This is a genomic window from Bradyrhizobium sp. AZCC 1577 (genome assembly GCF_036924575.1).
GTDB lineage: Bacteria > Pseudomonadota > Alphaproteobacteria > Rhizobiales > Xanthobacteraceae > Bradyrhizobium.
The window spans coordinates 6,440,394-6,462,191 of sequence record NZ_JAZHRQ010000001.1; the positions used below are offsets into that span (position 1 = coordinate 6,440,394).

20 protein-coding genes are annotated in these 21,798 nt (G+C 58.9%); 8 read left to right on the forward strand and 12 right to left on the reverse strand.

Translation table 11 applies throughout. The features are described from left to right. Window position 1 precedes the first annotated feature (1 nt). Window positions 2-2,251, forward strand: a complete 2,250-nt coding sequence (locus V1278_RS30410) for a xanthine dehydrogenase family protein molybdopterin-binding subunit (protein ID WP_334383288.1) — start codon at window positions 2-4, stop codon at window positions 2,249-2,251. A gap of 381 nt (window positions 2,252-2,632) precedes the next feature. On the opposite strand, the gene V1278_RS30415 is transcribed toward V1278_RS30410, so the two are convergent. The 4 genes from V1278_RS30415 to V1278_RS30430 form a co-directional block, all read right to left on the reverse strand. Beyond that, on the reverse strand, window positions 2,633-3,247 hold the full coding sequence (locus V1278_RS30415; RefSeq protein ID WP_334383289.1) for a TetR/AcrR family transcriptional regulator: 615 nt from the start codon (window positions 3,245-3,247) through the stop codon (window positions 2,633-2,635). A gap of 15 nt (window positions 3,248-3,262) precedes the next feature. After that, on the reverse strand, window positions 3,263-6,373 hold the full coding sequence (locus V1278_RS30420; protein ID WP_334383290.1) for an efflux RND transporter permease subunit: 3,111 nt from the start codon (window positions 6,371-6,373) through the stop codon (window positions 3,263-3,265). 84 nt (window positions 6,374-6,457) lie between these two features. After that, window positions 6,458-6,949: a nuclear transport factor 2 family protein gene (locus V1278_RS30425; protein ID WP_334383291.1), complete on the reverse strand. Its 492-nt coding sequence runs from the start codon at window positions 6,947-6,949 to the stop codon at window positions 6,458-6,460. Between the two features lie 41 nt (window positions 6,950-6,990). Next, on the reverse strand, window positions 6,991-8,097 hold the full coding sequence (locus V1278_RS30430) for an efflux RND transporter periplasmic adaptor subunit (RefSeq protein ID WP_334383292.1): 1,107 nt from the start codon (window positions 8,095-8,097) through the stop codon (window positions 6,991-6,993). Window positions 8,098-8,310: 213 nt separating this feature from the next. Here V1278_RS30430 and V1278_RS30435 point away from each other — a divergent pair, with 213 nt between their 5' ends. The 6 genes from V1278_RS30435 (at window position 8,311) to V1278_RS30460 (ending at window position 12,695) form a co-directional block, all read left to right on the forward strand. Beyond that, on the forward strand, window positions 8,311-8,889 hold the full coding sequence (locus V1278_RS30435) for a TetR family transcriptional regulator (protein ID WP_334384293.1): 579 nt from the start codon (window positions 8,311-8,313) through the stop codon (window positions 8,887-8,889). After that, window positions 8,886-9,776, forward strand: a complete 891-nt coding sequence (locus V1278_RS30440; protein ID WP_334383293.1) for an alpha/beta fold hydrolase — start codon at window positions 8,886-8,888, stop codon at window positions 9,774-9,776. The genes V1278_RS30435 and V1278_RS30440 overlap by 4 nt, the downstream gene beginning before the upstream one ends. 82 nt (window positions 9,777-9,858) lie before the next feature. After that, a complete protein-coding gene (locus tag V1278_RS30445) occupies window positions 9,859-10,014 on the forward strand; it encodes a hypothetical protein (protein ID WP_334364346.1) in 156 nt (51 codons plus the stop codon). A gap of 170 nt (window positions 10,015-10,184) precedes the next feature. Further along, window positions 10,185-10,376, forward strand: coding sequence for a hypothetical protein (locus tag V1278_RS30450; protein ID WP_334364347.1), 192 nt, complete (start codon window positions 10,185-10,187; stop codon window positions 10,374-10,376). Between the two features lie 130 nt (window positions 10,377-10,506). After that, window positions 10,507-11,667 carry an iron-containing alcohol dehydrogenase gene (locus V1278_RS30455; protein ID WP_334364348.1) on the forward strand — a complete coding sequence of 387 codons (1,161 nt, stop codon included), beginning with the start codon at window positions 10,507-10,509 and terminating at the stop codon, window positions 11,665-11,667. A gap of 140 nt (window positions 11,668-11,807) precedes the next feature. Further along, window positions 11,808-12,695, forward strand: coding sequence for an alpha/beta fold hydrolase (locus tag V1278_RS30460; RefSeq protein WP_334383294.1), 888 nt, complete (start codon window positions 11,808-11,810; stop codon window positions 12,693-12,695). A 3-nt stretch (window positions 12,696-12,698) separates the two neighbouring features. Here the strand turns inward: V1278_RS30460 and V1278_RS30465 are convergent, their stop codons facing one another. The 4 genes from V1278_RS30465 to V1278_RS30480 form a co-directional block, all read right to left on the reverse strand. Beyond that, complete coding sequence (locus V1278_RS30465) at window positions 12,699-13,862, reverse strand: lactate 2-monooxygenase (protein WP_334383295.1); 1,164 nt, start codon at window positions 13,860-13,862, stop codon at window positions 12,699-12,701. A gap of 239 nt (window positions 13,863-14,101) precedes the next feature. Then, on the reverse strand, window positions 14,102-15,031 hold the full coding sequence (gene panE, locus V1278_RS30470) for a 2-dehydropantoate 2-reductase (RefSeq protein WP_334364350.1): 930 nt from the start codon (window positions 15,029-15,031) through the stop codon (window positions 14,102-14,104). 69 nt (window positions 15,032-15,100) lie between these two features. Then, window positions 15,101-15,931, reverse strand: a complete 831-nt coding sequence (locus V1278_RS30475; RefSeq protein ID WP_334383297.1) for a class II aldolase/adducin family protein — start codon at window positions 15,929-15,931, stop codon at window positions 15,101-15,103. Continuing rightward, complete coding sequence (locus tag V1278_RS30480) at window positions 15,928-16,746, reverse strand: class II aldolase/adducin family protein (RefSeq protein WP_334383298.1); 819 nt, start codon at window positions 16,744-16,746, stop codon at window positions 15,928-15,930. The genes V1278_RS30475 and V1278_RS30480 overlap by 4 nt, the downstream gene beginning before the upstream one ends. Window positions 16,747-16,902: 156 nt before the next feature. Here V1278_RS30480 and V1278_RS30485 point away from each other — a divergent pair, with 156 nt between their 5' ends. After that, window positions 16,903-17,862: a LysR substrate-binding domain-containing protein gene (locus V1278_RS30485; protein ID WP_334383299.1), complete on the forward strand. Its 960-nt coding sequence runs from the start codon at window positions 16,903-16,905 to the stop codon at window positions 17,860-17,862. Between the two features lie 300 nt (window positions 17,863-18,162). On the opposite strand, the gene V1278_RS30490 is transcribed toward V1278_RS30485, so the two are convergent. From V1278_RS30490 to V1278_RS30505, 4 genes are all read right to left on the reverse strand, one after another. Continuing rightward, window positions 18,163-18,321 (reverse strand): 3-hydroxyacyl-CoA dehydrogenase family protein, encoded by a 159-nt coding sequence (locus V1278_RS30490; RefSeq protein ID WP_334383301.1) that lies wholly within the window; start codon window positions 18,319-18,321, stop codon window positions 18,163-18,165. Further along, the gene (locus V1278_RS30495; protein WP_334383302.1) at window positions 18,291-19,022 is read right to left on the reverse strand and encodes a 3-hydroxyacyl-CoA dehydrogenase family protein; all 732 of its coding nucleotides are present in this window, start codon (window positions 19,020-19,022) and stop codon (window positions 18,291-18,293) included. Before V1278_RS30495 ends, V1278_RS30490 begins: the two co-directional genes overlap by 31 nt. A 153-nt stretch (window positions 19,023-19,175) precedes the next feature. Then, a complete protein-coding gene (locus V1278_RS30500; protein ID WP_334383304.1) occupies window positions 19,176-19,964 on the reverse strand; it encodes an enoyl-CoA hydratase/isomerase family protein in 789 nt (262 codons plus the stop codon). 39 nt (window positions 19,965-20,003) lie between these two features. After that, complete coding sequence (locus V1278_RS30505; RefSeq protein WP_334383305.1) at window positions 20,004-21,644, reverse strand: long-chain-fatty-acid--CoA ligase; 1,641 nt, start codon at window positions 21,642-21,644, stop codon at window positions 20,004-20,006. Between the last annotated feature and the right edge of the window lie 154 nt (window positions 21,645-21,798).

Sequence of the window (21,798 nt, forward strand, 5' to 3'; positions counted from 1 at the left end):
CGTGGCTCGGCTTGGAAAAATTGCACGACGCACGTTTCTGATCGGATCCGCTGCGATCGCCGGTGGCGTCGCGTTCGGCTATTACAACTTGCGCAAGGAACCCCTCAATCCGTTGCTCAAAGGCCTCCAGCCGGGTGAAGCCGCGATCACGCCCTACGTCCGCGTTGATGCGAAGGGCGTCACGCTTATTACTCCGCGAGCCGATAAAGGCCAAGGCTCCTATTCCATCCAAGCTCATCTGATTGCTGAAGAGCTCGATGTGGATCCGCATAAGGTTCGCATCGATTCTGGTCCGCCCAGTCCGGCATACTTCAACAGCCGGATCATGGACGACAGCCTGCCCTTTGCTACAATCGATGATGGCTTCTTGGCCCGGGGTGCGCGTGGTGGCGGCGAAGTGCTAAGCCGTCTGCTAGGTATGCAGATCACCGGTGGTTCCTCCACTGTACCCGATGGATATCATAAACTTCGCATGGCGGGAGCTGTTGCGCGCGAGACTCTGAAGGAGGCGGCCGCCAGGAGATTGGGAGTGTCCCGATCGCAACTGAAAACCAAAGACGGCCAGGTCATCTTCCCCGATGGCAAGTCCGTTACTTACGCGGAACTAGCCGTCGAGGCAGCGCAGCTTGAGCCCATTACTGATGTCACGCTCCGATCGGAACAGGAGTGGCGTTACATCGGCAAGAGCATGCGCAGGATCGATATCGTCGCGAAGTCTACCGGTACACAGCAGTATGGGATTGACGTTCGCTCGGACCGGATGGTGTACGCCACCGTCCGGGCCAATCCCGGTATGGGAGGCACGATCAAACGATATGATGCCTCTGGCGCGGAAAAGATGAGGGGCGTGAAAAAGATCGTCCCGGTCAAAGACGGTGTGGGCGTCATCGCCGATAACACGTGGAGAGCCTTTCAGGCCGCGGCCGCGATCAAGATCGAATGGAACGATCCTCCCTATCCGGCCAACTCTGCTGGAATGTGGAAGGTATTGGAGAATTCGTTCTCCAAAGACCTGCAGGACAGCCGACTTCGCAACGACGGAGACGTCGAGAAGGCATTGGCCGGCGCATCCAAGTCGATTGAGGCGGAGTATCGAACGCCATATCTGGCTCACGCGCCCCTCGAGCCCATGAATGCGGTTGTGCTCTATACGAAGGAACGGCTCGACATCTGGACGGGAACGCAGATCCCGCTATTTCTCCAGATGCATGCTGCTAAGCTGGCCCAATTGCCGGAAGACAAAGTCTATGTCCACGTTCAGCCGATTGGCGGCAGCTTTGGCGCACGACTCGACGACACCTATGCGCTGCAGGCCATCGAGCTTGCGATTGCGATGGAAGGCGTTCCGGTCAAGATGACTTGGAGCCGAGAAGAGAACATGGCGCACGACTATCCGCGCCCAATCCAGCTCTCGCGCGCAAGGGGAACGGTTCGCGATGGCAAGGTCGAGAGCATGAGCATTGATATCGCCGGCCAATCAATGGGGGCCTCCTGGTTTAACCGTCTGCAGGCTCCCGTTCCTCCCGGTCCCGACACTACGAGTGTCAATGGTGTTTGGGATCAACCTTTCGCAATACCGAACTACCGGGTGACAGGTTACCGCGCGAAAGAAATGGTGCCCGTCAGCCCGTGGCGATCGGTTGGAGCCTCGGCGAATGGGTTTCATCACGCTTCCTTCCTGGACGAATTGATCCATGCCGCCGGCGCTGATCCGATGTCTGAACTTATTCGTCTGTGCAATCATAAGACCTCGAAGGCGGTCCTGGAGACCTTGCGAGATATTTCCGCTTGGAACGGGCCGCGAATAGATAGCAAGCGCGCTCGTGGGGTCGCCCTGACGTTATCATTTGGCGTACCGATGGCCCAAGTCGTTGAAGTGAGCGATACAGCTCAAGGCATCAGAATCGACAAGGTATACGCCGTTTGCGAGGTGGGGCGTGTTCTCGACCCGATCAATTTCGAGGCGCAAATCCAGGGAGGCATTATCTGGGGCTTGGGCCACGCGATGAATTGTGAGCTGACCTACGACAACTTCGCGCCGGCCCAGACCAATTATCACGCGTTCGAGGGAATGAGATTCCATCAGGCACCGGAAATCATCGTCGAGGGATTGCAGCTTGGCAGTGAAGTGCGCGGAATTGGCGAACCCCCCGTTCCGCCTGCGGCACCGGCGCTCGCGAACGCCATTTTTGCTCTCACAGGAAAGCGTGTGCGCGAACTGCCCTTAAACAAGAGCGTCAACTTCGCGTGACAACATAGCCCGCGTGCGGCGTCCTCCTGGCCAGCTCCGGCTGCACAACATCTGATGTTGGCAACGCTTCATGGTCTGATACAGCTTCACGAGACACCGAAGATTTCCGGCGGCACCGTAACAGATATGGTAGCGGCGTAAGGAAGACGTTGATTTCGCCCGCCAGCCACGGATAGCAGATGGTTTTCCGGACGCTTTCCGACGCGTTTGCTCGAGTTTCGCTGCGCGAATCTCCAAACTCAATCACGCAGTCACAGCTCGGTTGCGGGCGACAGTTTCGTCATGAGTCAGCTTGCCGCCGGCTGCCATGAAGCCATTGGTATTCGCATGGCATCAGTAGTCGGCTTAATCCGGAACCACAGGCCTCAATGCGGCAGACCGTTAGTCAGACTTGCCGAGAGCCTTCAGGATGAAGCGGATCTGGTTGCGCAGGTCTGCTTCGGTATCTTCGCCGTGTCGAACGCAGTGCTCGATCAGAGTCGGATGGAAGAATGGCGTGAAGGCGGATTTGACAGCTCGCGCGGCTTTCGCGGCATCTTCGACCTCGAACTCGCCCGCTTCGATGCCCTCGCATATGATCGCCTCGAAGATCGCCACCATCCGTTCGACGTGCGCCTTGATGATCGTCCAGTTCTCATGCATGGCGACGACAATCAGGTCGTGCATGTGCTTTTCCTCGACCAGCGTCATCTTGTTGTGGCGGTGAACGGCGGTCAGGAGCCGGTCGAGTTTTTCCATGGCCGGCACGTTCGTGCGTGCGATCGCAGAGGCGATGTCAGCAACCTCGTTCAAGACACGCCCGCAGATCGACTCGTTGATCGCATCCCTGGAGGGAAAGAAACGGTAGACATTCGCCGGACTCATGCCGAGTTCAGAGGCGATGTCGGCCATCGACGTCTTGTGGTAACCGATGCGGCGAAACTGCTCCTCCGCCACCTCCAGGATGCGCGCGCGCGCCTCATCGGGATCAGCTCCCGTTCGGACTGGACGATTCATGGATACAACAAAGCCCTACTCGGCAGCCATTGCTGTTTGCAATTCCGATTCCTCCGTCGAATCCCCATGGATCGCATCTGCGGTCGGCTTGATCCGAAACCACGTGGCATAAAGCGCAGGAAGGAACAGCAGGATCAGCACCGTGCCGACCGCGGTGCCGCCGATCAGCGTATAGGCCATCGATCCCCAGAAGACGGAATGCGTGAGAGGGATGAAGGCGAGCACGGCGGCAAGTGCGGTCAGGATCACGGGCCTCGTGCGTTGCACCGTGGCCTCGATGACGGCGTGATAGTCGTCAAGGCCGGCAGCACGGTTCTCCTTGATTTGTTCGGTCAGGATCAGCGTGTTGCGCATCAGGATGCCGGCCAGTCCGATCAGGCCCAGAATGGCATTGAATCCGAAGGGCTGATTGAAGGCGAGCAACACGGGCACGACGCCGACGAGGCCAAGCGGTGCCGTCAGCATGACCATGGCCATCGTCGAGAAGGATCGCACCTGCAGCATGATGACGATCAACATGGCGGCGATCATGGCGGGAAAGACCGTCGCCAACGCGTCATTGGCCTTGGTTGCCTCCTCGATCGATCCGCCCAATTCGATGCGATAGCCGGCCGGAAGCGATGCGATCAGCGGCTGAAGAGCCGTCTTGATCTCCTTGGAGACCTCTGGAGGCTGGGTCGCTTCATTGATATCAGAGCGAATCGTGACCACGGGTGTGCGATCGCGGCGCTTCATGATCGGCTCTTCCAGACGGATTTCCGAATGGCCGATCTGGTCGAGCGGAATCGGGCGGCCGTCCCGGCTCATCAGGGAGAAATCCGCCAGACGTGCCGGATCCAGTCGCTCGCCGCCGGCGCTGCGTGCCACGATGGGGACATTGCGGATGTCCTCGCGGACCTGCGTAACGGGGATGCCAGTGAGGAGGAACTGGAGTTGCCGGCCGACCTCCGCTGGCGAGAGGCCGATGAGGTTCAGTCGATCCTGATCCGGGATGAAACGGAGCACGGGCGTGCGATTGCCCCAATCGCGGTTGGCTTGCCGCACATCGGGAACGCCACGCATGATATCGAGGGCTTTTTCAGAGATAGCGTACAGTTGCGCCGGATCAGGCCCCATGACCCGAAACTCGACCGGGAACGGCGTGTAGGGTCCGAACACAAGCTGAGTGACGCGCACATTGGCCTCAGGCGCAAGCCCCTCTGACACCGCCTGTCGGAGCCGGTGCTTCAAAGCCTCGCGCGCCTCCGCGTCCGGTGTAAGTACGACGATCTTGGCGAAGGCCGGATCAGGCAGCTCCGGCGCCATCGCGAAGAAGAATCGGGGAGCGCCCTGACCGACATAGCTCGTGACGATCTTGGCCTCCGACTGGTGGCCCAGCCAGTGTTCGAGCTTCTCGACTGTAGCGGTCGTCGTCTCAATGCTGGTGCCTTCCGGCAGGCGAACCTCCACCAGCACTTCGGGCCGGTCGGACGTCGGGAAGAACTGCTGCTTGACGGCGCCCATGCCGACGACGGACAGCGCGAAAGCGATGGCGACGATGCCGCTGGTTACGAACTTGTGACGCACGGCAAAGGTGATGAGCCCTCGCAGGCGCCGATAGTTCGGTGTGCCGTAAATCGCTTGGTGACCACCTTCGACCGGCTTGATCGCGGGCAGCATCTTGACGCCAAGATAGGGCGTGAAGACCACCGCGACGATCCAGGAGACGATGAGGGCGAACCCCACGACCCAGAAGATGTTGCCGGCGTATTCGCCGGCCGTCGAGCGCGCGAAGCCCACCGGCAGGAACCCGGCGACCGTCACGAGTGTTCCCGACAACATCGGCGCCGCCGTGTGGCTCCACGCGTAGGCCGCCGCCTTGATGCGGTCCATGCCCTCTTCCATTTTCACCACCATCACCTCGATGGCGATGATGGCGTCGTCCACGAGAAGACCAAGCGCCAGGATGAGGGCGCCGAGCGTGATGCGGTCGAAGAACCGGCCGGTTTCCAGCATGATGAGGAACACGACGGCAAGCGTCAGAGGGACGGCAGCCGCCACGACGATGCCGACGCGCCAGCCGAGGCTGAGCAGGCTCACCAGCAGCACCACGCCGAGCGCCATCGCAAACTTCATCATGAATTCGTCGACCGCCGAGGTGATGTTGACGGCCTGGTCGCTGACCTTGGCCAGGGTCATCCCGAGTGGCAGCGTCCGAGCGATAGCGGCGGACCGCTCCTCCAGCGCCTTGCCGAGCGCTAGGCCATCCCAGCCCTCTTGCATAACCGCCGCGAGCATGATCGTGGGCTCACCCTGATGGCGGATGAGGTAGGTGGGAGGATCCTCGTAGCCGCGGCGGACTTCGGCGATGTCGGAGAGTTTCAGCGTCCGCCCCGCAGCGACGATCGGCGTGTCGGCGATCGCCTGGACGCTGTCATAAGCGCCGTCGACCCGGATGAAGACCTGCGGCCCCTTGGTGTCGATCGAGCCTGCCGGTGTGACGGTGTTCTGCCGCTGCAAGGCGGCAACGATATCCTGTGCCGACACGCCAAGCGTTGCCAGTTTGGCATAGGAAAACTCGATGAAGATCTGTTCGGGACGTTCACCGAGGATGTTGATCTTCTTGACGCCGGGCACGTGCAGGAGATCCTGGCGAATGGTCTCGGCTTGCCTGGCGAGTTCCCGCATCGGCATGCCCTTCGCCTTGAGGGCATAGAGGGCGAAGCTCACGTCCGAATATTCGTCGTTGACGAACGGGCCGAGCACACCAGAGGGCAGCTTGCGCGCTTCATCCCCAAGCTTCTTGCGGGCCTGGTAGAACTCCTCCTGCACGCTGGATGGCGGTGTGCTGTCCTTCAGCGTAACCGTCATGTACGCATAACCTGGCCGTGTGGTCGTCTCCACCCGGTCATACCAGGTCAGCTCCTGAAGCCGCTTCTCCAACGGTTCGGCGACCTGGTCCTGCATCTCGCGCGCCGTCGCGCCCGGCCATACCGTCGTGACCGTCAGGGTCTTGATGGTGAAGGAGGGATCCTCCGCCCGCCCGAGCATGACGAAGGCGTAGGCGCCTGCGGCCGCCAGCAGGACGATGAAGAACAGGGTGACGGCCCGTTCACGAACGGCGATCGCGGAAAGATTGAAATTCATCACTTGGCCACTCCTAATCCTAGACGTTCGTCCTGGCGCTCGCGCCGTCCTGCAGCAGGTGGGCGTCGAGTGAACCGCGCTTACCTAAAAAGCGCGGGCCCTCTGACTGCTCTTCTGCTCACTCACAATTGGTTCGGCGACAGCTTCTTTGAGGCCCGCTGCCGCTTGGGCGGCAAGGCCACGGGCCGCTTCCTGTGAATCTTGAAATTCCTCGAGTGCATAGACTCTACCCCACCGCAGGGTGAACACGTGGAGACCGCGGTTGACGTACGACGCGTCGCCGTTGAGCAGCGTTGCGGTGCCGTCCCACTCGACAAACACGGTGGTATGCCACGGCCAGCCCTTCACCCAGATGTTGTTGACCGTGATATGGAGAGTGGGCTGGACGCGGCCGAGACGCTCAAACCAGCGGCGTAGGGCTTCTTTGTCGTGGCGCTCACCAGCAAGCGCGTGGGCGCCGGAAACGCGGTGATGGACATGCGGCGCGACCGCTTTCACCGCGTCATCCCAGCGATGGTTGTTGACGTGGTCGAAGGTCTTTCGGATTTCTTTCTTGACAATGTAGCTGTATAGCATTTGCCGTCCTCCGACGGTAATCGCGGAAAGATTGAAGCTCGTTAGTTTCCGTTGTTTTCAGATGCAGTCCTGACGCGAGCGCCCTCCTGGAGAAGGTGAGCGCCGAGGGAAACAACCGGGTCACCAGAGCTCAATCCGGAGATCACGGCGGTTTCGCTGCTCACTCGAACAAGCTTGACTGGACGAAAGCGTACGGTTGAGGTGGCGCTATCCAGGACCCACACACCGGTCTTCCGGCCGTCATCGAGCACGGCTCCCAGCGGCACCTGAACATCCGGCTGACTAGCCTGGCTTGCCAGCCGAATGGTTACCGTCGCGCCAAGCGGTGCCGCCGCGGCCTCACCGTCGAGCACATAACGGGCCTCATAGGTACGGGTCTGAGCATCGGCGGAGTCCGACAACTGCCGCAGATGCGCCGCATAGCGTCGCCCATCGGCGCCATAGATGCTGGCCTCAGCCTCGGAGCCAATCGCTGGCCGGATCGTTTCGGGAAGTGCCACCACAGCTTCGCGGGGACCGGCCTTGGCGATCCGAACGACTGTCTGGCCGGCCGAGACGACCTGCCCGGGCTCGCCAAGCGTTTCGACCACCGTTCCGTCCGCATCCGCTACCAGAACCGAATAGGTCGCCTCATTTTCGGCGACCCGCGCATCGGCTTCGGCGGTGGCGAGTTGCGCCTCGGCCGTGTCCAGTGCGGCCTTCGCTTGCTCGTAGCGCTGTCGGGAAGCCCATCCGTTGCTCACCAGTTTGGCGTATCGCTGTTCATCCGCTTCGGTCTGAACGACAGATGCACGCGCTGCGGCAACGGCGTTGCGCTTTGCCGTGACCGCAAGGCGAAGGTCGGTTTCGTCGATCCGCATCAGCGGCTCACCGGCTTTGACCTGCTGACCGGTATTCACCAGCCGTTCGACAATCTTGCCGGCGACGCGAAACCCGAGGTTGCTCTGCACCCTCGCCCCGATGATGCCCGTGAAACCGCGTTCGGATCCGTTCACACGCGCGGCCGTGACCAGCCTGACGATCGGGGGTTCCTGCCGGGGGTCGCTCACGGCGGCGGCTTCCTGGGTGCGAAGTGTGACGAACGCAGTCGCAGCTAACGCCGCGATCAGGACGCCCCCTAACACAATGATAGGTCTTCGCTTTTTCATATCCGCCTCCTCATCTAAATTAGATTTCATTCGAACTCTATAAACTATTTAGATGTCGATCGCAATCTAAATTTGAACTCTGACGGGAATGTGATCCCCAAAAACCGGCCTCTTGACCCTCAGCGACGCCGAATCCAGCCACGCCATTGATAGATTGCGTTCGAACTCTATCTGAGATATAGATTTCGAGTGAAATCCAAATGGAGGTCCACCATGCGTGTGAGTCGCATTCAAGCCGCGGAGAACCGCCAAACCGTGATTGATGTGGCAAGTCGCCTCTTCAGGGAGCGCGGCTTTGATGGCATCGGCCTAAAAGATCTGATGAAGGCGGCCGGGCTAACACAAGGCGCCTTCTACAAGCAGTTCGCGTCAAAAGGGGATTTGGCGGTAGAGGCGTCCAGGCGCGCATTGGAGGGCGCTTCCCGCCGATGGTCGGATGCGGCAACGAAAAATCCTGACGATCCGCTCGGCGCGGTGATCGCGTTCTACCTCAGTGGCGACCATCGCGAAGAAAGGATGGACGGCTGCCCGATCGTGGCGCTCGGCGCGGATGCCGCCAGACAGGGATCCGACGTGAAGGCGACATTCGAAGCGGGAATAAAGGCACATCTCGAAGTGCTCGGCCGCTTCATTGCCGAGGCTGGCGGCGAGGCGTCCAGCGGCAAGGCCATGGCCATTCTCGCGACGATGGTCGGCGCGGTGACGCTATCGCGTGTCGTCAACGACCCTGATCTGGCTCGGGCGATTCTGGATGCAGCAGTCAAACAGGTCCGGGAAGCCGCCGCCGCTTGAAAGATCGCATCCCTCAAAGCACGGGAGAAATCGAAATGCTTAGCGTGACAAAAGGCAAACCAAGTTTGCTCGAAATATCGGATACGCTTAGCCTGCGTTTCCAAAAGATCGGCAGCGGGCCTCCATTACTCCTCATACATACGATCCGGACACAGCTCGAATATTTCCGCAGTCTGGCGCCCCTCCTCGCGACATCGCACACGGTGTACACCATTGACCTCCCGGGCCACGGACACTCTCCAATAGATCCAGGCGCGAGCTTCGACGAACCCTACTTCAGGCAGGCCGTCATTCGTTTCATCGAGGAGCTAAACCTCTCGGCCGTTACGATGGTTGGCGAGTCGATCGGCGGGACATTGGCCCTTACAGTGGCGGCGTCGCTTCCGCAGCGGGTGAAGCGGGTCTATGCGATCAACCCCTACGACTACGAGACGCGCTACGGGGACGGCATTCGACGCGGCAACTGGTTCGCGAACTTTATCATCGGAAGTTTGCAGATCCCGGTGCTCGGCGCGATGAATGCATCGCTCGAAAACAAGATGGTCCTCGGCAAGATCATGGGCGGCGGATATCACGACCCGCGCAAACTGCCGGCCGATTTGCTGGCCGAGTTCGATGAAGTAGCCCACCGCCCGGGATACAAGCGGATCGCACGCAAGGTGCTGGCCGGCTGGCGATCCTGGAGCAAGGCGCGCGATTACTATCGGCAGATCTCGGCGCCTGTGACGCTCGTTTATGGCGATAGCGATTGGTCTCGGCCAAATGAACGCGAACGCACACGGTCGCTGATTCCTGCCTCGCAGATGGTGACGCTCAAAAATACCGGCCACTTCTCCGCTGTCGAGAATCCGTCGGAGCTGGCTCGCGTGATATTGGCAACAGAATGACCGCAATGATCACACACAGGAGTGTGCAACTATGTTCAAGCGCCTCTGGGAAAGCTTGAATTACTAGGCGGAGGCTCTGAGCATGGATGATCCGCGCGGCGACTACATGTACGGGCTGGCGGATCGTGTCGGAAAGCTTGAGCGCGAAGTTGAAGGTCTTCGGATCCAGTCCCGAATAACGCCGATTGGGACGCCGGATGACCGTGTCCATCAGTTGCAAAGTCATCTTCCACAGTAAACGCCGCTATTCCGCGAAGACGACTGTCACGAGTTGTTTATTTCTTCGTTACCGCCTGCAGAGCTTCAAAGTTCGTGCGGAGATCCTAGATTGAGATAGAATGATGCTTATCATATCATGACGGGGTTCGCTAACTGCGGATTCGTGCTCTTAGGTTATCTGGAGCAAATATGGGCGAAGTTATTCGATTTGTGCCAAAGTCTGAACGCGAGCGAGACCGTCTCATTCGAGAGGCGCGCGCGATTTATGACAGCATCTTCCCGCCAGCCGATCCGGTCAGCGAGAAGCGGAACAACGCACCGGTGAGTCATACGGTCAGCGGCTCCGATACCTATCGTAGCGACGGGTTTCTCCTGTCTTGATCAAGATCATCGCCGTACTTTGCAGTCTCTCCTCTCCGGCAAATTGCCACGAGCAGATTGTCACCCCCTCGGATTCCCGTTACTATAAATAATATAGTCACTTGCTTTTCGAGGTACGGGAGGAACAAAAATGCGTAGGACTGGTGTACACAACTTTCCGGCAATTGACCGTGTCATCTACGGCAAAGCTGCGTCTGACGCTCTGAACGAAGAGGCAGAGCGACTGAACGCAAAGCGCGTCTTCCTTCTCGCCAGTCGAACCCTGAACACCAAGACCGATGAGATCGAGAAGATTCGGCGTACGCTCGGCGACAAACATGCGGCGACCTTTGACGGAATTGCACAGCACACGACGCGCAAGCAAGCTGCCGAGGTTGCCCTTCAAGCTAAAGACGCAAGAGCTGATCTGATCGTGGCTGTCGGTGGGGGTTCTGCGATCGATCTGGCAAAAATAGTCATCATGGCGATGGAACATGACATCCGCGATGAAGCGGGTTTCGATCCATTCCCCATGGGCCCGGGCGTAAACGTCTCTCCGTTCCGTTCGCCCGCAGTCCGCCAGATTGCAGTCCCATCGACGCTGAATGGCGGCGAATACAATGCAGCGGCGCTTGTGACCGATGAGCGTCACAAGCTGAAGCAGATATTCTTCCACCCCCAAATGTCGCCAGTGGCGATTATTCTCGACCCTGCCCTCACCCTTCATACGCCTTCGAGCCTTTGGATGGGATCGGGAACGCGCTCGATGGATCACGGTATCGAAGCGTTGTGCTCGCCCGCCGGCACCCCGTTAGCCGACGAGGTCGTCTTGGCGGGCATCCGCATCCTGCGTGAGGGAATGCTCCGGACCTTGCAGCAACCTGATGATCTGGAGGCGCGGCGACTATCCCAACATGGCTCATGGCTTGCGTCTTTCGGCCTCCAGGCACGCGTCCCGATGGGAGCAAGTCACGGCATTGGCCATGTGCTTGGAGGGACTTTCGACGTTCCTCACTACTATTGCACACCTGTTATCATGCCGAGCCTGCTTCGATACAATAAGCCATTCACCGAGGATGCGCAGAAGCGTTTAGCGGCGGCTCTTGGCGGGCCGGGCATGGAGGCGGCAGACGCCTTTGCGGAATTCACCAAGAGCCTTGGATTACCTGGCCGCCTTGCTGATGTCGGCATTGGCGAAGACAAGTTTGGCAAGATCAGCAAGATTGCAATCAATCATCGCTTCGTACAGGCCAATCCGCGGCCCTTCAAAAGCGAAGCAGACATCGTCGATTTTCTGCGAACGGCCGCCTAGCTGAAACCGCTTGGCGATTCATATGACTGTGATGCGCGTGATCGGCAGAGGAAGCGGGAGCTAGGCTTGATGCAAGCCAGCTTGCCGGAGAACGTTTGCATTTGTCTTCAAGCTACTCTTATCGTGACAAAGGATTGAAGATGACCGCTCTCCCTGATTTGTTTTCCGGATTTGCGTCGGTGCATGTTGAAACAAAATCCGGGCGTATCTTTGCGCGTGTTGCCGGTAAGGGGCCGCCGCTTCTCTTGTTGCACGGATATCCTCAAACCCACGTGATGTGGCATCATTTGGCGCCAGCACTCGCCGAACGCTTCTCGCTCGTCATCGCTGACCTTCCGGGATATGGCGCGTCAGACGTTCCCAAGACCGATGCAAGCAATACTCCTTACACGAAACGCGCAATGGCCCAAACGATGGTCGAACTGATGGGAAAGCTCGGCTGCTCCCGCTTTTCCTTAGCCGGCCACGATCGGGGAGGACGCGTCGCCTATCGTTTGGCGCTCGATCATCAGGAGCGACTCTCGCAACTCGTCGTCCTTGATATACTGCCTACTTACAATTATTGGACGAATCTAAGCCGTCTTTCGGCGCTACGCATCTATCATTGGACGTTTCTCGCTCAGCCTTATCCATTGCCGGAAACACTAATCTCGGCCGACCCAGACGGGTTTTTCAGTCCAGTGTTCGCGCAGGGTTTCGATCCTCGGGCCGTGAACCACTACCTAAGCGCGTTACGTGATCCTGAGCGCGTGCATGGCCTATGCGAGGACTACCGCGCCGGTGCTTATGCGGACTTCGAGCACGACAAGAGTGACCTCGATGCGGGAAAAAAGATTGCAGCACCGGTTCATGTGATCTGGGGGAGCCGGGGTATCGCGGCCGCAGGCGCCAAACCGCTGGATACTTGGATGAACTGGGCCACGCAAGTTACGGGAGAAGAAGTCGATGCGGGTCACTTCATGTGCGAGGAGGCTCCGGAGGCTACACAGAGAGCCATCCTGAGGTTCCTAGCACCTCCTGCCGGCTAGATTTCAACCCACCGCCATCAGTGACGACGGCTCAAGGTCGGCGATGCGGGCAAAGCCATCGACGGCCATCAGCAAATCAGCTTCAGCGAGAATGCATCGCAACACGTGAACGATACCCTCAACGCCGTCTAGCGCGAGTCCGTACGCATACGGCCGGCCGATGCCGACAGCCGTAGCGCCGAGTGCCAAGGCCTTGATAACGTCGGTCCCTGAACGTATCCCGGAGTCAAACAGTACGGGTGTTCTGCCGGAGGCTTTGACAACGCCAGGCAGCAGGTCGACCGCGGCAATGCCGCCGTTTGCCTGACGGCCACCGTGATTTGAACAGAAGATGCCATCGACGCCTGCATCGATCGCGCGCCGCGCGTCATCAGGATGGCAAATGCCTTTGAGAACGAGCGGAAGCTTGGTCAGCGAGCGCAACCAGGGAAGATCGTCCCAGGTCAAAGGATTTCCGAAAATCTTCGCCCATTGCATGATCGCCGCTTGAAAATCTTCCTCGGGTGGCTTTTGCAGCCTGCTGCGAAACACCGGATCCGAGAAATAGTTGTAGAGAACATGCCCATGCAGCTGAGGAAAATTGGCCAGGTTAAGATCCCGTGGCCGCCATCCGGTAACCCATGTATCCAGAGTCACCACGATGGCCTTAAATCCCGCTGCCTCGGCCCGACGGATCAGGCTCTCGGCTACTTCCCGATCGTTGGGAGTGTAGAGCTGGAAGAAGCCCGGCGTTTCGCCAAATTCGGCAGCCACCTGCTCGAGCGGATCGCTGCTGAAGGTCGACGCCATCATCGGGACGCCGATCTTTTGCGCAGCCTTTGCCGTCGCGATGTCGCCATGGAAATCCTGCGCGCATAATCCGATGACGCCGATAGGGCTCATGAAGAGCGGGGTGGGAAGCCGCATTCCGAAAAGGACGATCGACAGATCCCGCTTGGCGGCGCCGACAAGCATGCGCGGGATCAAACCCCACCGCTCAAATGCAGACACGTTGATATTCTGCGTATGCTCGTTGCCGCAGCCGCCTGCCACGTAAGACACAAGACTCGGCGACATCGCAGCGTGCGCCCGCGCTTCCAATTCGCGGAAATCTACCGGAAGTTTCGGCAGCCGTCCGCTGAGGCCGCCAACATAGATTTCTGTCTGGTAGTCGCCGTAGTGGCCCAATGTGTCCTCCCGCAGTCCTATCCATCGTGATTGCTGGGCGGCGCGAGCACAGCCTATCGCCGTCCGGTCTTTGGCGCAGCGCCTGACGTTTTCAGCTCATTCACGCGCAGGCGGCCAGTGAAGAGGCCAACGCGCTCAACCGCCGGCCTCTAAGCGGCTGAAAGCCGGATTTGATCCCCCTCGGGTCCGAGACCACGGCGAGAACGCACGAGCTTGATCCCGGCGCTCCAGCTCCGTTCCTATTTGCCGGCTTCTCTGGCGCGACGCGCCTCAAAAGACTTCACATGCGCATAGGCCGCGCTGAGAAGGACAGGAATTTGTCCTGCTTTCGCCCGACCCAATAGGTCGCCCAGAACATGATCGCCTTCTGTCTGCGATCCTTTCTCGATATCGCGCAGCATGGACGCCATCAGCGGCGAGCCTGGCATTGTGAAGATGGATCGCGTGCGTTCCAAAAAGGCCGGACGTGGCTCAAATCCTGCCCCGGCCGCGATCCCGCTGCACTCGTCGAGAAAATTCATCACAAGGCCGGATGCGCCAGCGGCGACGATATCCCCGATCGAGGCGCGCATCAGACAGGTCGAGCCCGCGGCGGTGGCAATGAATACCCATTTCTCCCACATGTCCTGCAGGATATTGTGGCTGGCCTCGGCAATAAAATTGGCACCTGACAATGCAGCGATGATCTCATCGCGGCGCTTCGATCGCGCCTCGTTTTGCTCGCCAAACCCCAGCGTATGCAAATCGACGAGATGGAGAATCTCACCATTTGCAGACATCGTGGCCGAGATGGCGCATTGACCGCCAAACACCCTCTCCTCCCCGAAGCGGGCGTTCAGCACTTCGATATGACGCAGGCCATTCAAAAAGGGAATGATGACCGTATTGTCTCCCACCGCGGGGGCGAACGATTGAATGGCACCGTCGAGATCATAGGCCTTGCAGCTCAACAATATCAAATCGTAGTGGCCTTTCAGCCGTTCGGATGTCACGGTCGGCGGTGATGGCAGATTGAGATTGCCGGCTGGGCTCCTGATGACAAGCCCATTCGTCCTGAGCGCTTCTGCACGGGCCGGCCGCACCAGGAACGTGACATCACGTCCCGCAGCCAGAAGCCGAGCGCCAAAATATCCGCCCAACGCTCCGGCGCCGATTACCAGTATCCGCAAGATTCATCTCCTTCTAGCCTCTCAATTGCGAGACGTCGGCTGCAGCCAACAAGCCGCCGCCGATCAAGCTTAGTCCCTGTAGCGCGATCCTTTTGCATCAAGTGCGCGACGATAGGCTTTGAACGAATCCTGCCCAAAGGAGGTTTTTTCGTCGAAGCCCTTTGCAACCTCGCTCTGCATCTGACGCGTCGTCCGACGCAGAACCTCTTCCGACAAGGGCCGCCAGCTCTTGCCGAACGTTGCAGCTGCGAGTTGCACTTCGCACGCGCGTTGCAGGATCGTCATGCGGAACAGTGCCTCCGCGGCAGTCCTCCCGCATGTCAGAAGACCATGATGTCTCAGGATCATGTAGTTCTTGTTGCCGAGCGACTTCACAAGCCGTTCGCGCTCACCCAGATCCGTCGAGATGCCCTCGAAATCGTGATACGCGATTTGCTCATAGAGCATCGCGCCGTAGAAGCTGTGCGGGGAAAGCCCCTCGTCCGTGCAGGCAACAGCAACACCGGCAGTCGTATGCGTGTGGGCGATGAAATGGGCGTCATCGCGCGCGGCATGAACCGAAGAATGGATCGTGAAGCCCGGCGCGTTGACGCGACCCGGAACGTCCACAACCTTGTTACCATCGAGGTCGATCTTGATGAGATTGGAGGCTGTGACTTCGTTGTACGCCAACCCAAACGAATTGATCAAAAAGTGCCGATGAGGACCCGGTACCCGCGCCGTGATATGATTGTAGATGTGCTCGCACCAGCCTAGATCAAAGAAGACATGGTACAGCGCGGCGAGATCCTCCCGGACCAGCCGTTCCTCGGCCGCCAGAACGTCGTGGCTGACATTTCCAGGTGAGGGTTGGATGTTCATGCGCTCCCCTCCGAAACACTTCATCGTTGGTCCGGTCAATTGAGCAGATCCGGCTGCTCCTTAACGATCTTCGAATAGAGGGTCTGGAATTGAAACCAGCCTGTCCTGGGTGCGCCGAGAATATTGAATGCCTGCTGCGCTGACTCTTCAGGGATAATCTTGAGAGATTGCCCCGTTCGCGCAGCAGCCGCCTCAGCGAGCAACTGCACTTGGCATGACCGCTCCATCGTGATGAACCACCACACTGCTTCATCAACGGTCTGGCCGACCGTCAGAAGTCCATGGTTCTGCAGAATTGCCGCCTTGTGAGGCCCCAACGCCCGGGCGATCTGCTGACCCTCGTCCAACTCGACTGCGACTCCGCCATAATCCTCGTACAGAGCGTGGTCGTTGTAAAAGGCGCAGGCGTCTTGCGTGATCGCCCCCAACTTTCGACCCAGTGTCGAGAAGGCCCGGCCGTACGTGGAGTGCGAATGCGCCGCGCCGACAGAATCGGGCCGGGCAGCATGAACGCTCGCATGAATCGCGAAAGCAGCCGCATTGACCGGATGATTGCCTTCGACAACTTCGCCTTTGTGGTTGACCCGAATAAGATCAGACGCCTTGATCTGGCTAAAGCTCATGCCAAAACCATTCACCCAGAATGTGTCGGTGAACTCCGGATCGCGCGCCGTGATATGACCAGCCACGCCTTCATCAAATCCGAACTTGGCGAACAACCGGAAACCGGCTGCGAGGCGCTCTTTGCGATGCTGCCGTTCTTCGGCCAATGTTGAAAAGGCCGGCGGTTGAGGTAGCCCGTGCGTCATCTTGGCCGCATGCGCCAGCTGATCGTGTTTGGAGGGGGCATTCATCGCATTCTCCCATTTTCTGTTGTATGTTTCGCGATGCGAAATTGGAGGCATACCACCTTCGCTGGCTTTTCCCGCGTGCCAGCCTTACAGTTGGCGCCATTGATCCGTCCGAGCAGAAGGCTGACGGATGGACATCCAAAGCACAATTGAATTCGATTGCGGATTGTTGAAGCAGGCTCAAGCCAGAATATGTCCAGCCCGGCTCTTCCACCTCTCGCGAGTCTGCGCGCCTTCGAAGCGATCGCGAGGTTCGGCAGCGTCAAGCTTGCCTCCGAGAGCCTCAACCTGACGCCGTCAGCTATCAGTCATCAGCTTCGGGCGCTAGAGGTGCACTTCGGGGTGCAACTGGTGGAGCGCAACGGACGCAGCATCGCTCTGACCGAAAGCGGTGCGGTCTACGCCGCCGCCGTCTTGAATGCGTTCAACGAATTGTTTCGCGCGAGCGACATTCTGGGGGTCCGAAAGCGCGATCGTGTTGTACGCGTCAGCGTGACTCCAACGTTTGCAATGCTCGCTGCGTTGCCCCACTTGGAACGATTCCGCAAGGCGTCTTCCAACCTCGATCTCAGACTGGAAGCACGCAACACGACGGTCGACTTCGCAAAGGACGATATCGATGCCGCGGTACAGCTGGGAACGCCGCCCGTGCCGGGCCTGATATTCCATCGGCTTCTTCGCTCCCGCGTTGCTCCATGCGCCGCGCCGAACTTTCTTGAGAGATTTGGGCCCATCAGCACGGTCAAGGACCTCTCTAGGTTGCCCCTGATCGAGTACAGCACTGTGCCGAATAGCTGGCGGTCGTGGCTTCAGGTGAACGACCCTGATCTCTCGTCGGTCGAACCGGAACTGCTCGGCGACAGCCTGCTTACAGGACTTCAAATGGCCCGGTCCGGCATGGGAGTTATTCTTGCGCCGTTTCCGTTGGTTTCGCCGATGATTACCAGCGGGGCTCTCAAGGCGCTTACCCACTGGCCGTCCTTCAAGCTTGACTCGCGAGACTTCTATTTTACCTATCGAAAAGTGCATGAAACATCGAGCAGGATCAAGGCTGTGCACCGGTGGCTGAAGGTCATAGCGAGGGACCTCGAGGCGGAGTCTGCAATGTTGGGAATTTGAGGCTCGGGGGGTGCCTCTACTTGGCTGCTTCAGATAATGTTTATTGGAGTCCCGGGTGTGTCGAGGAAAGATGATAGCTCAGGGGCGAAGTGGGCTCTCACGCCGGTATCTTCGGCTTGCCACTATTCGAAGCAAACTTCGCGCCGGATGGTTCGCCCCCGCTGAAGAATCTCGTCGGATCCGGCTGGACCGCGACAAGACGGTCCGCAAGATAGCTCTTGTGGCCAATCTGGGGGAGATCGACAAAAACCAATAACGTCACTTCATGTCAAAGCCCTCAAGGGGCTCGCGGATGTTGCGTCACTGGTAGTCGTAAAATCCCTGACCGCTCTTCACGCCAAGGCGGCCTTCGGCGATCATCTTCTTCAGCAAAATCCGCGGCCCTTCAGGCAGGCCGATCCGGTGCTGGGCATAGTTCTCTTCGATGCTCAGCACCACGTCCAGGCCCACCGCATCCATGAGGCGGAAGGGGCCGTGCCGTGAACGGTGGCCTGGCTGTAGATGGCATCCACCACCTCCGCCGACGCGACACCTTCGGCTACCACGGCCAGTGTCTCGCGTTTGATGGCGGCCCAGACGCGGTTGAAGATGAAGCCCATGCTCTCGCGCTGCACCACGTAGGGCGTCAGGCCATAGCCGGGCAGCACGTCGACCAGCAGCTGGATCACAGCCGGGTCGGTCTGGCCGCACGACATCAACTCAATCGGCGTGATGCCCGGCGGCATTAGGAAGTGCGTGTTCAAGAGGCGCGCCGGGTTCTTCACGCTGTCGGCAAAAGCGCTCGAGGAATAGGATGAGGAGTTGCTGGCCAAGACGGCGTCAGGCTCAGAGAGCGCATCGACCTGCTTGAAGATGTTCTTCTTCAGTTCAAGATCTTCGGGGACTGACTCCACGACGAGCCACGCATTCTTGAGCGCGACTGTCATGTCGTCAACCCCCACGATGGTGCCGGCTTTGCTGCCCGGCAGCGTGGCCAGTACGGCAGGCAACTGCTCTTTTGCAAAGGCGACGCCCGCATCGCGCGTCGCGGCGCTGCGGGCATACAGGCGCACTTCGGCGCCGCGCGTCGCCAACATCAGAGCGATGCGGCGGCCCAGCGTGCCCGCGCCAAGGACGGCGATGGCGCGTGTGGCGATGTTATCGGGGAGCTTGAACGTCATGGCGATGCCTCGCGATTTTGGACGGGCGTTCCACGCGTAGCGAGACGTGCAAGACTCGATCTCGGGCTGCCTGTCGTACGGACGCTTATCATAGCCAGATCACGGTAGCGGCGATGGTGGCGATGACTCAGCGCGGCCACTCCGTCTCGACGATCAGGATCCCCGGAAGACAACTTTGCCTCGAAAATTCTTGGCTCCATATTCCACCACAGACTGAACCCCGGCTTTGAAATCTTCGCTGTCGAACAGGGGAGGCCCGATGTCCAGGAGCAGCTCGTCGGCTCCTCTAGTGCCGTAGTCGAGAAACCCTCGCAGCAAACGCTCATTCACCGCATACGCTTTTGTTGGACCGTCCGCAAACTTTTGCGCCCACGCCAACGCTTCGGTGTATAGCGATGCGCGCGGCACGACGCGATTGACGATATTCCACCGCTCGAAGACGGCAGCATCGTAGCGTTCGCCTGTCAGGCAAATCTCTCGGGCCCGCGCTGGTCCGCATCGCTCGGCGAGCAGGTAGATTCCGCCCAAATAGGTTGCTGCTCCGATATCGCGCTCTACCTGGGCGAATTTTGCATCGTCAGATGCGATTATTACATCGCAACGCAACGCCAGTTCGAGCGATGCCGCGAAGCAAAGCCCTTGAACCGCGCACACGATCGGGATATCCAATTGCTCCAGTCGCAGCACAATCGGAATGGCCCTCGTCAGCATTTTTCGGCCACCCCTACTATTCACTCCCGAAAAGGTGGTCTTGACGTTCACTCCTGGCCCGAAGTGGTCCCCAGTCGCGTGTAGAAGTACTGCTCGAACTCCGGAGCTGTCCACTTCATCGATAGCCTTGCCGAGCTCCAGCAACAGGTCGTCATCGACGAGATTGATCGGAGGATTGTCCAGCGTTATGAGACCAACGTTGCGCAGTTTCTCGAATCTAACGGATGTCACGGTGAGAGCTCCCTCGCCCTAGCCAGGATGATTGGTCATTCAACCGTTGCTGGATGAGACCGATGCGCTGGGCAGCAATTGGTTCCTGTAACGCTCACGAAGCTCTGACTTCCTGATCTTTCCCGTCGCGGTATGGGGGATTGAATCCATGACGACGTCATCGGGCATCCACCACTTCGCGATCTTGCCTTCAAGAAATGAAAGGATATCCGCCTTGGTCGCTTCCATGTTCGGATTGAGCTGAACGATGAGAAGCGGCCTTTCGCCCCATTTCGGGTGTGAAACCGCGATCGCCGCGGCCTCCTGTACGGAAGGATGAGCGATAGCGACATTTTCGACCTCGATGGATGAGATCCATTCGCCGCCCGACTTGATAACGTCCTTAGATCGATCCGTTATACGCATGTAGGCGTGCTCGTCGATCGTCGCGACGTCGCCGGTGTCGAAATAGCCATCCTTGTCCAGGATCTCGTCATTCAGCCCGTAGTAGGCCTTGGCAACGCTTGGACCACGCACCTTTAGCCTGCCATACGCCTTTCCGTCGTGGGGAAGCTTCTCGCCGGAGTCATCGGTGATCTTCATTTCAACGAGGAAAGGTGAAAAACCTTGGCTGGAAAGCTGGGCAATTTTCTCCGCGCCGGTCAAATCTGCGAACGGCGGCTTCAGGCTTCCGATCGAACCGACAGGTCCCATCTCTGTCATACCCCACCCCTGCCGTGCACAGATGCCCATCCGCTCAAAGGCTTCAATCATCGCAGGCGGTGGCGCCGCGCCACCGATGGTCAAGTCTCGAAGCGCTGGCAAACGCAAGTTGTTTGATTCCATATACTGTTGAAGCATGAGCCAGACGGTCGGCACACCGGCCGTAAACGTTACTTTTTCGTCCCAGAGCAACTCGTATACGGACGCGCCATCGAGCCTCGCGCCAGGGAAAACAATCTTGCTCCCTACCATCGGGGCGTGAAACGCGAGCCCCCAGCTGTTGGCATGAAAGAGCGGCACAACCGGTAGGACCGTGTCGTTGCAGCTAAGGCCCAGAACGTCTGCCTGCGCGGTCATCAGCGAATGGAGCACATTTGACCGATGCGAGTACAGGACACCCTTTGGATTCCCCGTCGTGCCTGACGTGTAGCATAGCCCGGCGGCGGTGTTTTCGTCGAAGAGTTTCCAGGCGAAGTCGCCGTCTACGCTATCGATCCAGTCTTCGTACGCGATCGCGCCGCGCAAGGAAGTGTCCGGCATGTGATCGCGATCCGTTAGTATGACGAAGCGCTCGATGAATTCGAGATGCGATGCGAGCTTCTCAAGAAGTGGTACGAAGGTGATATCAGCGAAGAGAACTCTGTCACGTGCATGATTGATGATCCATGCGATTTGCTCTGGAAACAAGCGAGGGTTTATGGTGTGGCAGACGGCGCCGATACCCATGATTCCGTACCAGATTTCCAGGTGTCGCCAAGTGTTCCAGGCCAAGGTCGCGACCCGATCGCCAAGCACAATGCCGTCTCGATCCAATCGCTGGGCGACTTTCAGCGCGCGTCTTCGGATCTGGCCGTAGTTGGTTCGATGGATCGGCCCTTCGACAGACCGAGTCACCACCTCACGGTCTGGATGACAAGTCGCGGCATGATCAATGATCCGCTGACACAGCAACGGCCACTCTTGCATTAAGCCCAACACGGGATCCTCCGAAAGTTGCTGACGCGTCCATTTTTATCTTCCCGGACATAGTCGGCATGATTGGATGCAATCGCACCACAAGGCTGTCGTGCCGCAAAACAAAATATTGAAGAACGGCTATTCAGCGATGGATTCGCACAGCGACAGATCGCCA

Coding starts and splice junctions, on each gene's coding strand:
- V1278_RS30415 (WP_334383289.1), bottom strand. CDS start 3,247: ATGAATCGTCCAGTCCGAACGGGAGCTGATCCCGATGAGGCGCGCGCG.
- V1278_RS30420 (WP_334383290.1), bottom strand. CDS start 6,373: ATGAATTTCAATCTTTCCGCGATCGCCGTTCGTGAACGGGCCGTCACC.
- V1278_RS30425 (WP_334383291.1), bottom strand. CDS start 6,949: ATGCTATACAGCTACATTGTCAAGAAAGAAATCCGAAAGACCTTCGAC.
- V1278_RS30430 (WP_334383292.1), bottom strand. CDS start 8,097: ATGAAAAAGCGAAGACCTATCATTGTGTTAGGGGGCGTCCTGATCGCG.
- V1278_RS30435 (WP_334384293.1), top strand. CDS start 8,311: ATGCGTGTGAGTCGCATTCAAGCCGCGGAGAACCGCCAAACCGTGATT.
- V1278_RS30445 (WP_334364346.1), top strand. CDS start 9,859: ATGGATGATCCGCGCGGCGACTACATGTACGGGCTGGCGGATCGTGTC.
- V1278_RS30450 (WP_334364347.1), top strand. CDS start 10,185: ATGGGCGAAGTTATTCGATTTGTGCCAAAGTCTGAACGCGAGCGAGAC.
- V1278_RS30455 (WP_334364348.1), top strand. CDS start 10,507: ATGCGTAGGACTGGTGTACACAACTTTCCGGCAATTGACCGTGTCATC.
- V1278_RS30460 (WP_334383294.1), top strand. CDS start 11,808: ATGACCGCTCTCCCTGATTTGTTTTCCGGATTTGCGTCGGTGCATGTT.
- V1278_RS30480 (WP_334383298.1), bottom strand. CDS start 16,746: ATGAATGCCCCCTCCAAACACGATCAGCTGGCGCATGCGGCCAAGATG.
- V1278_RS30490 (WP_334383301.1), bottom strand. CDS start 18,321: ATGGATGCGGTGGGCCTGGACGTGGTGCTGAGCATCGAAGAGAACTAT.
- V1278_RS30495 (WP_334383302.1), bottom strand. CDS start 19,022: ATGACGTTCAAGCTCCCCGATAACATCGCCACACGCGCCATCGCCGTC.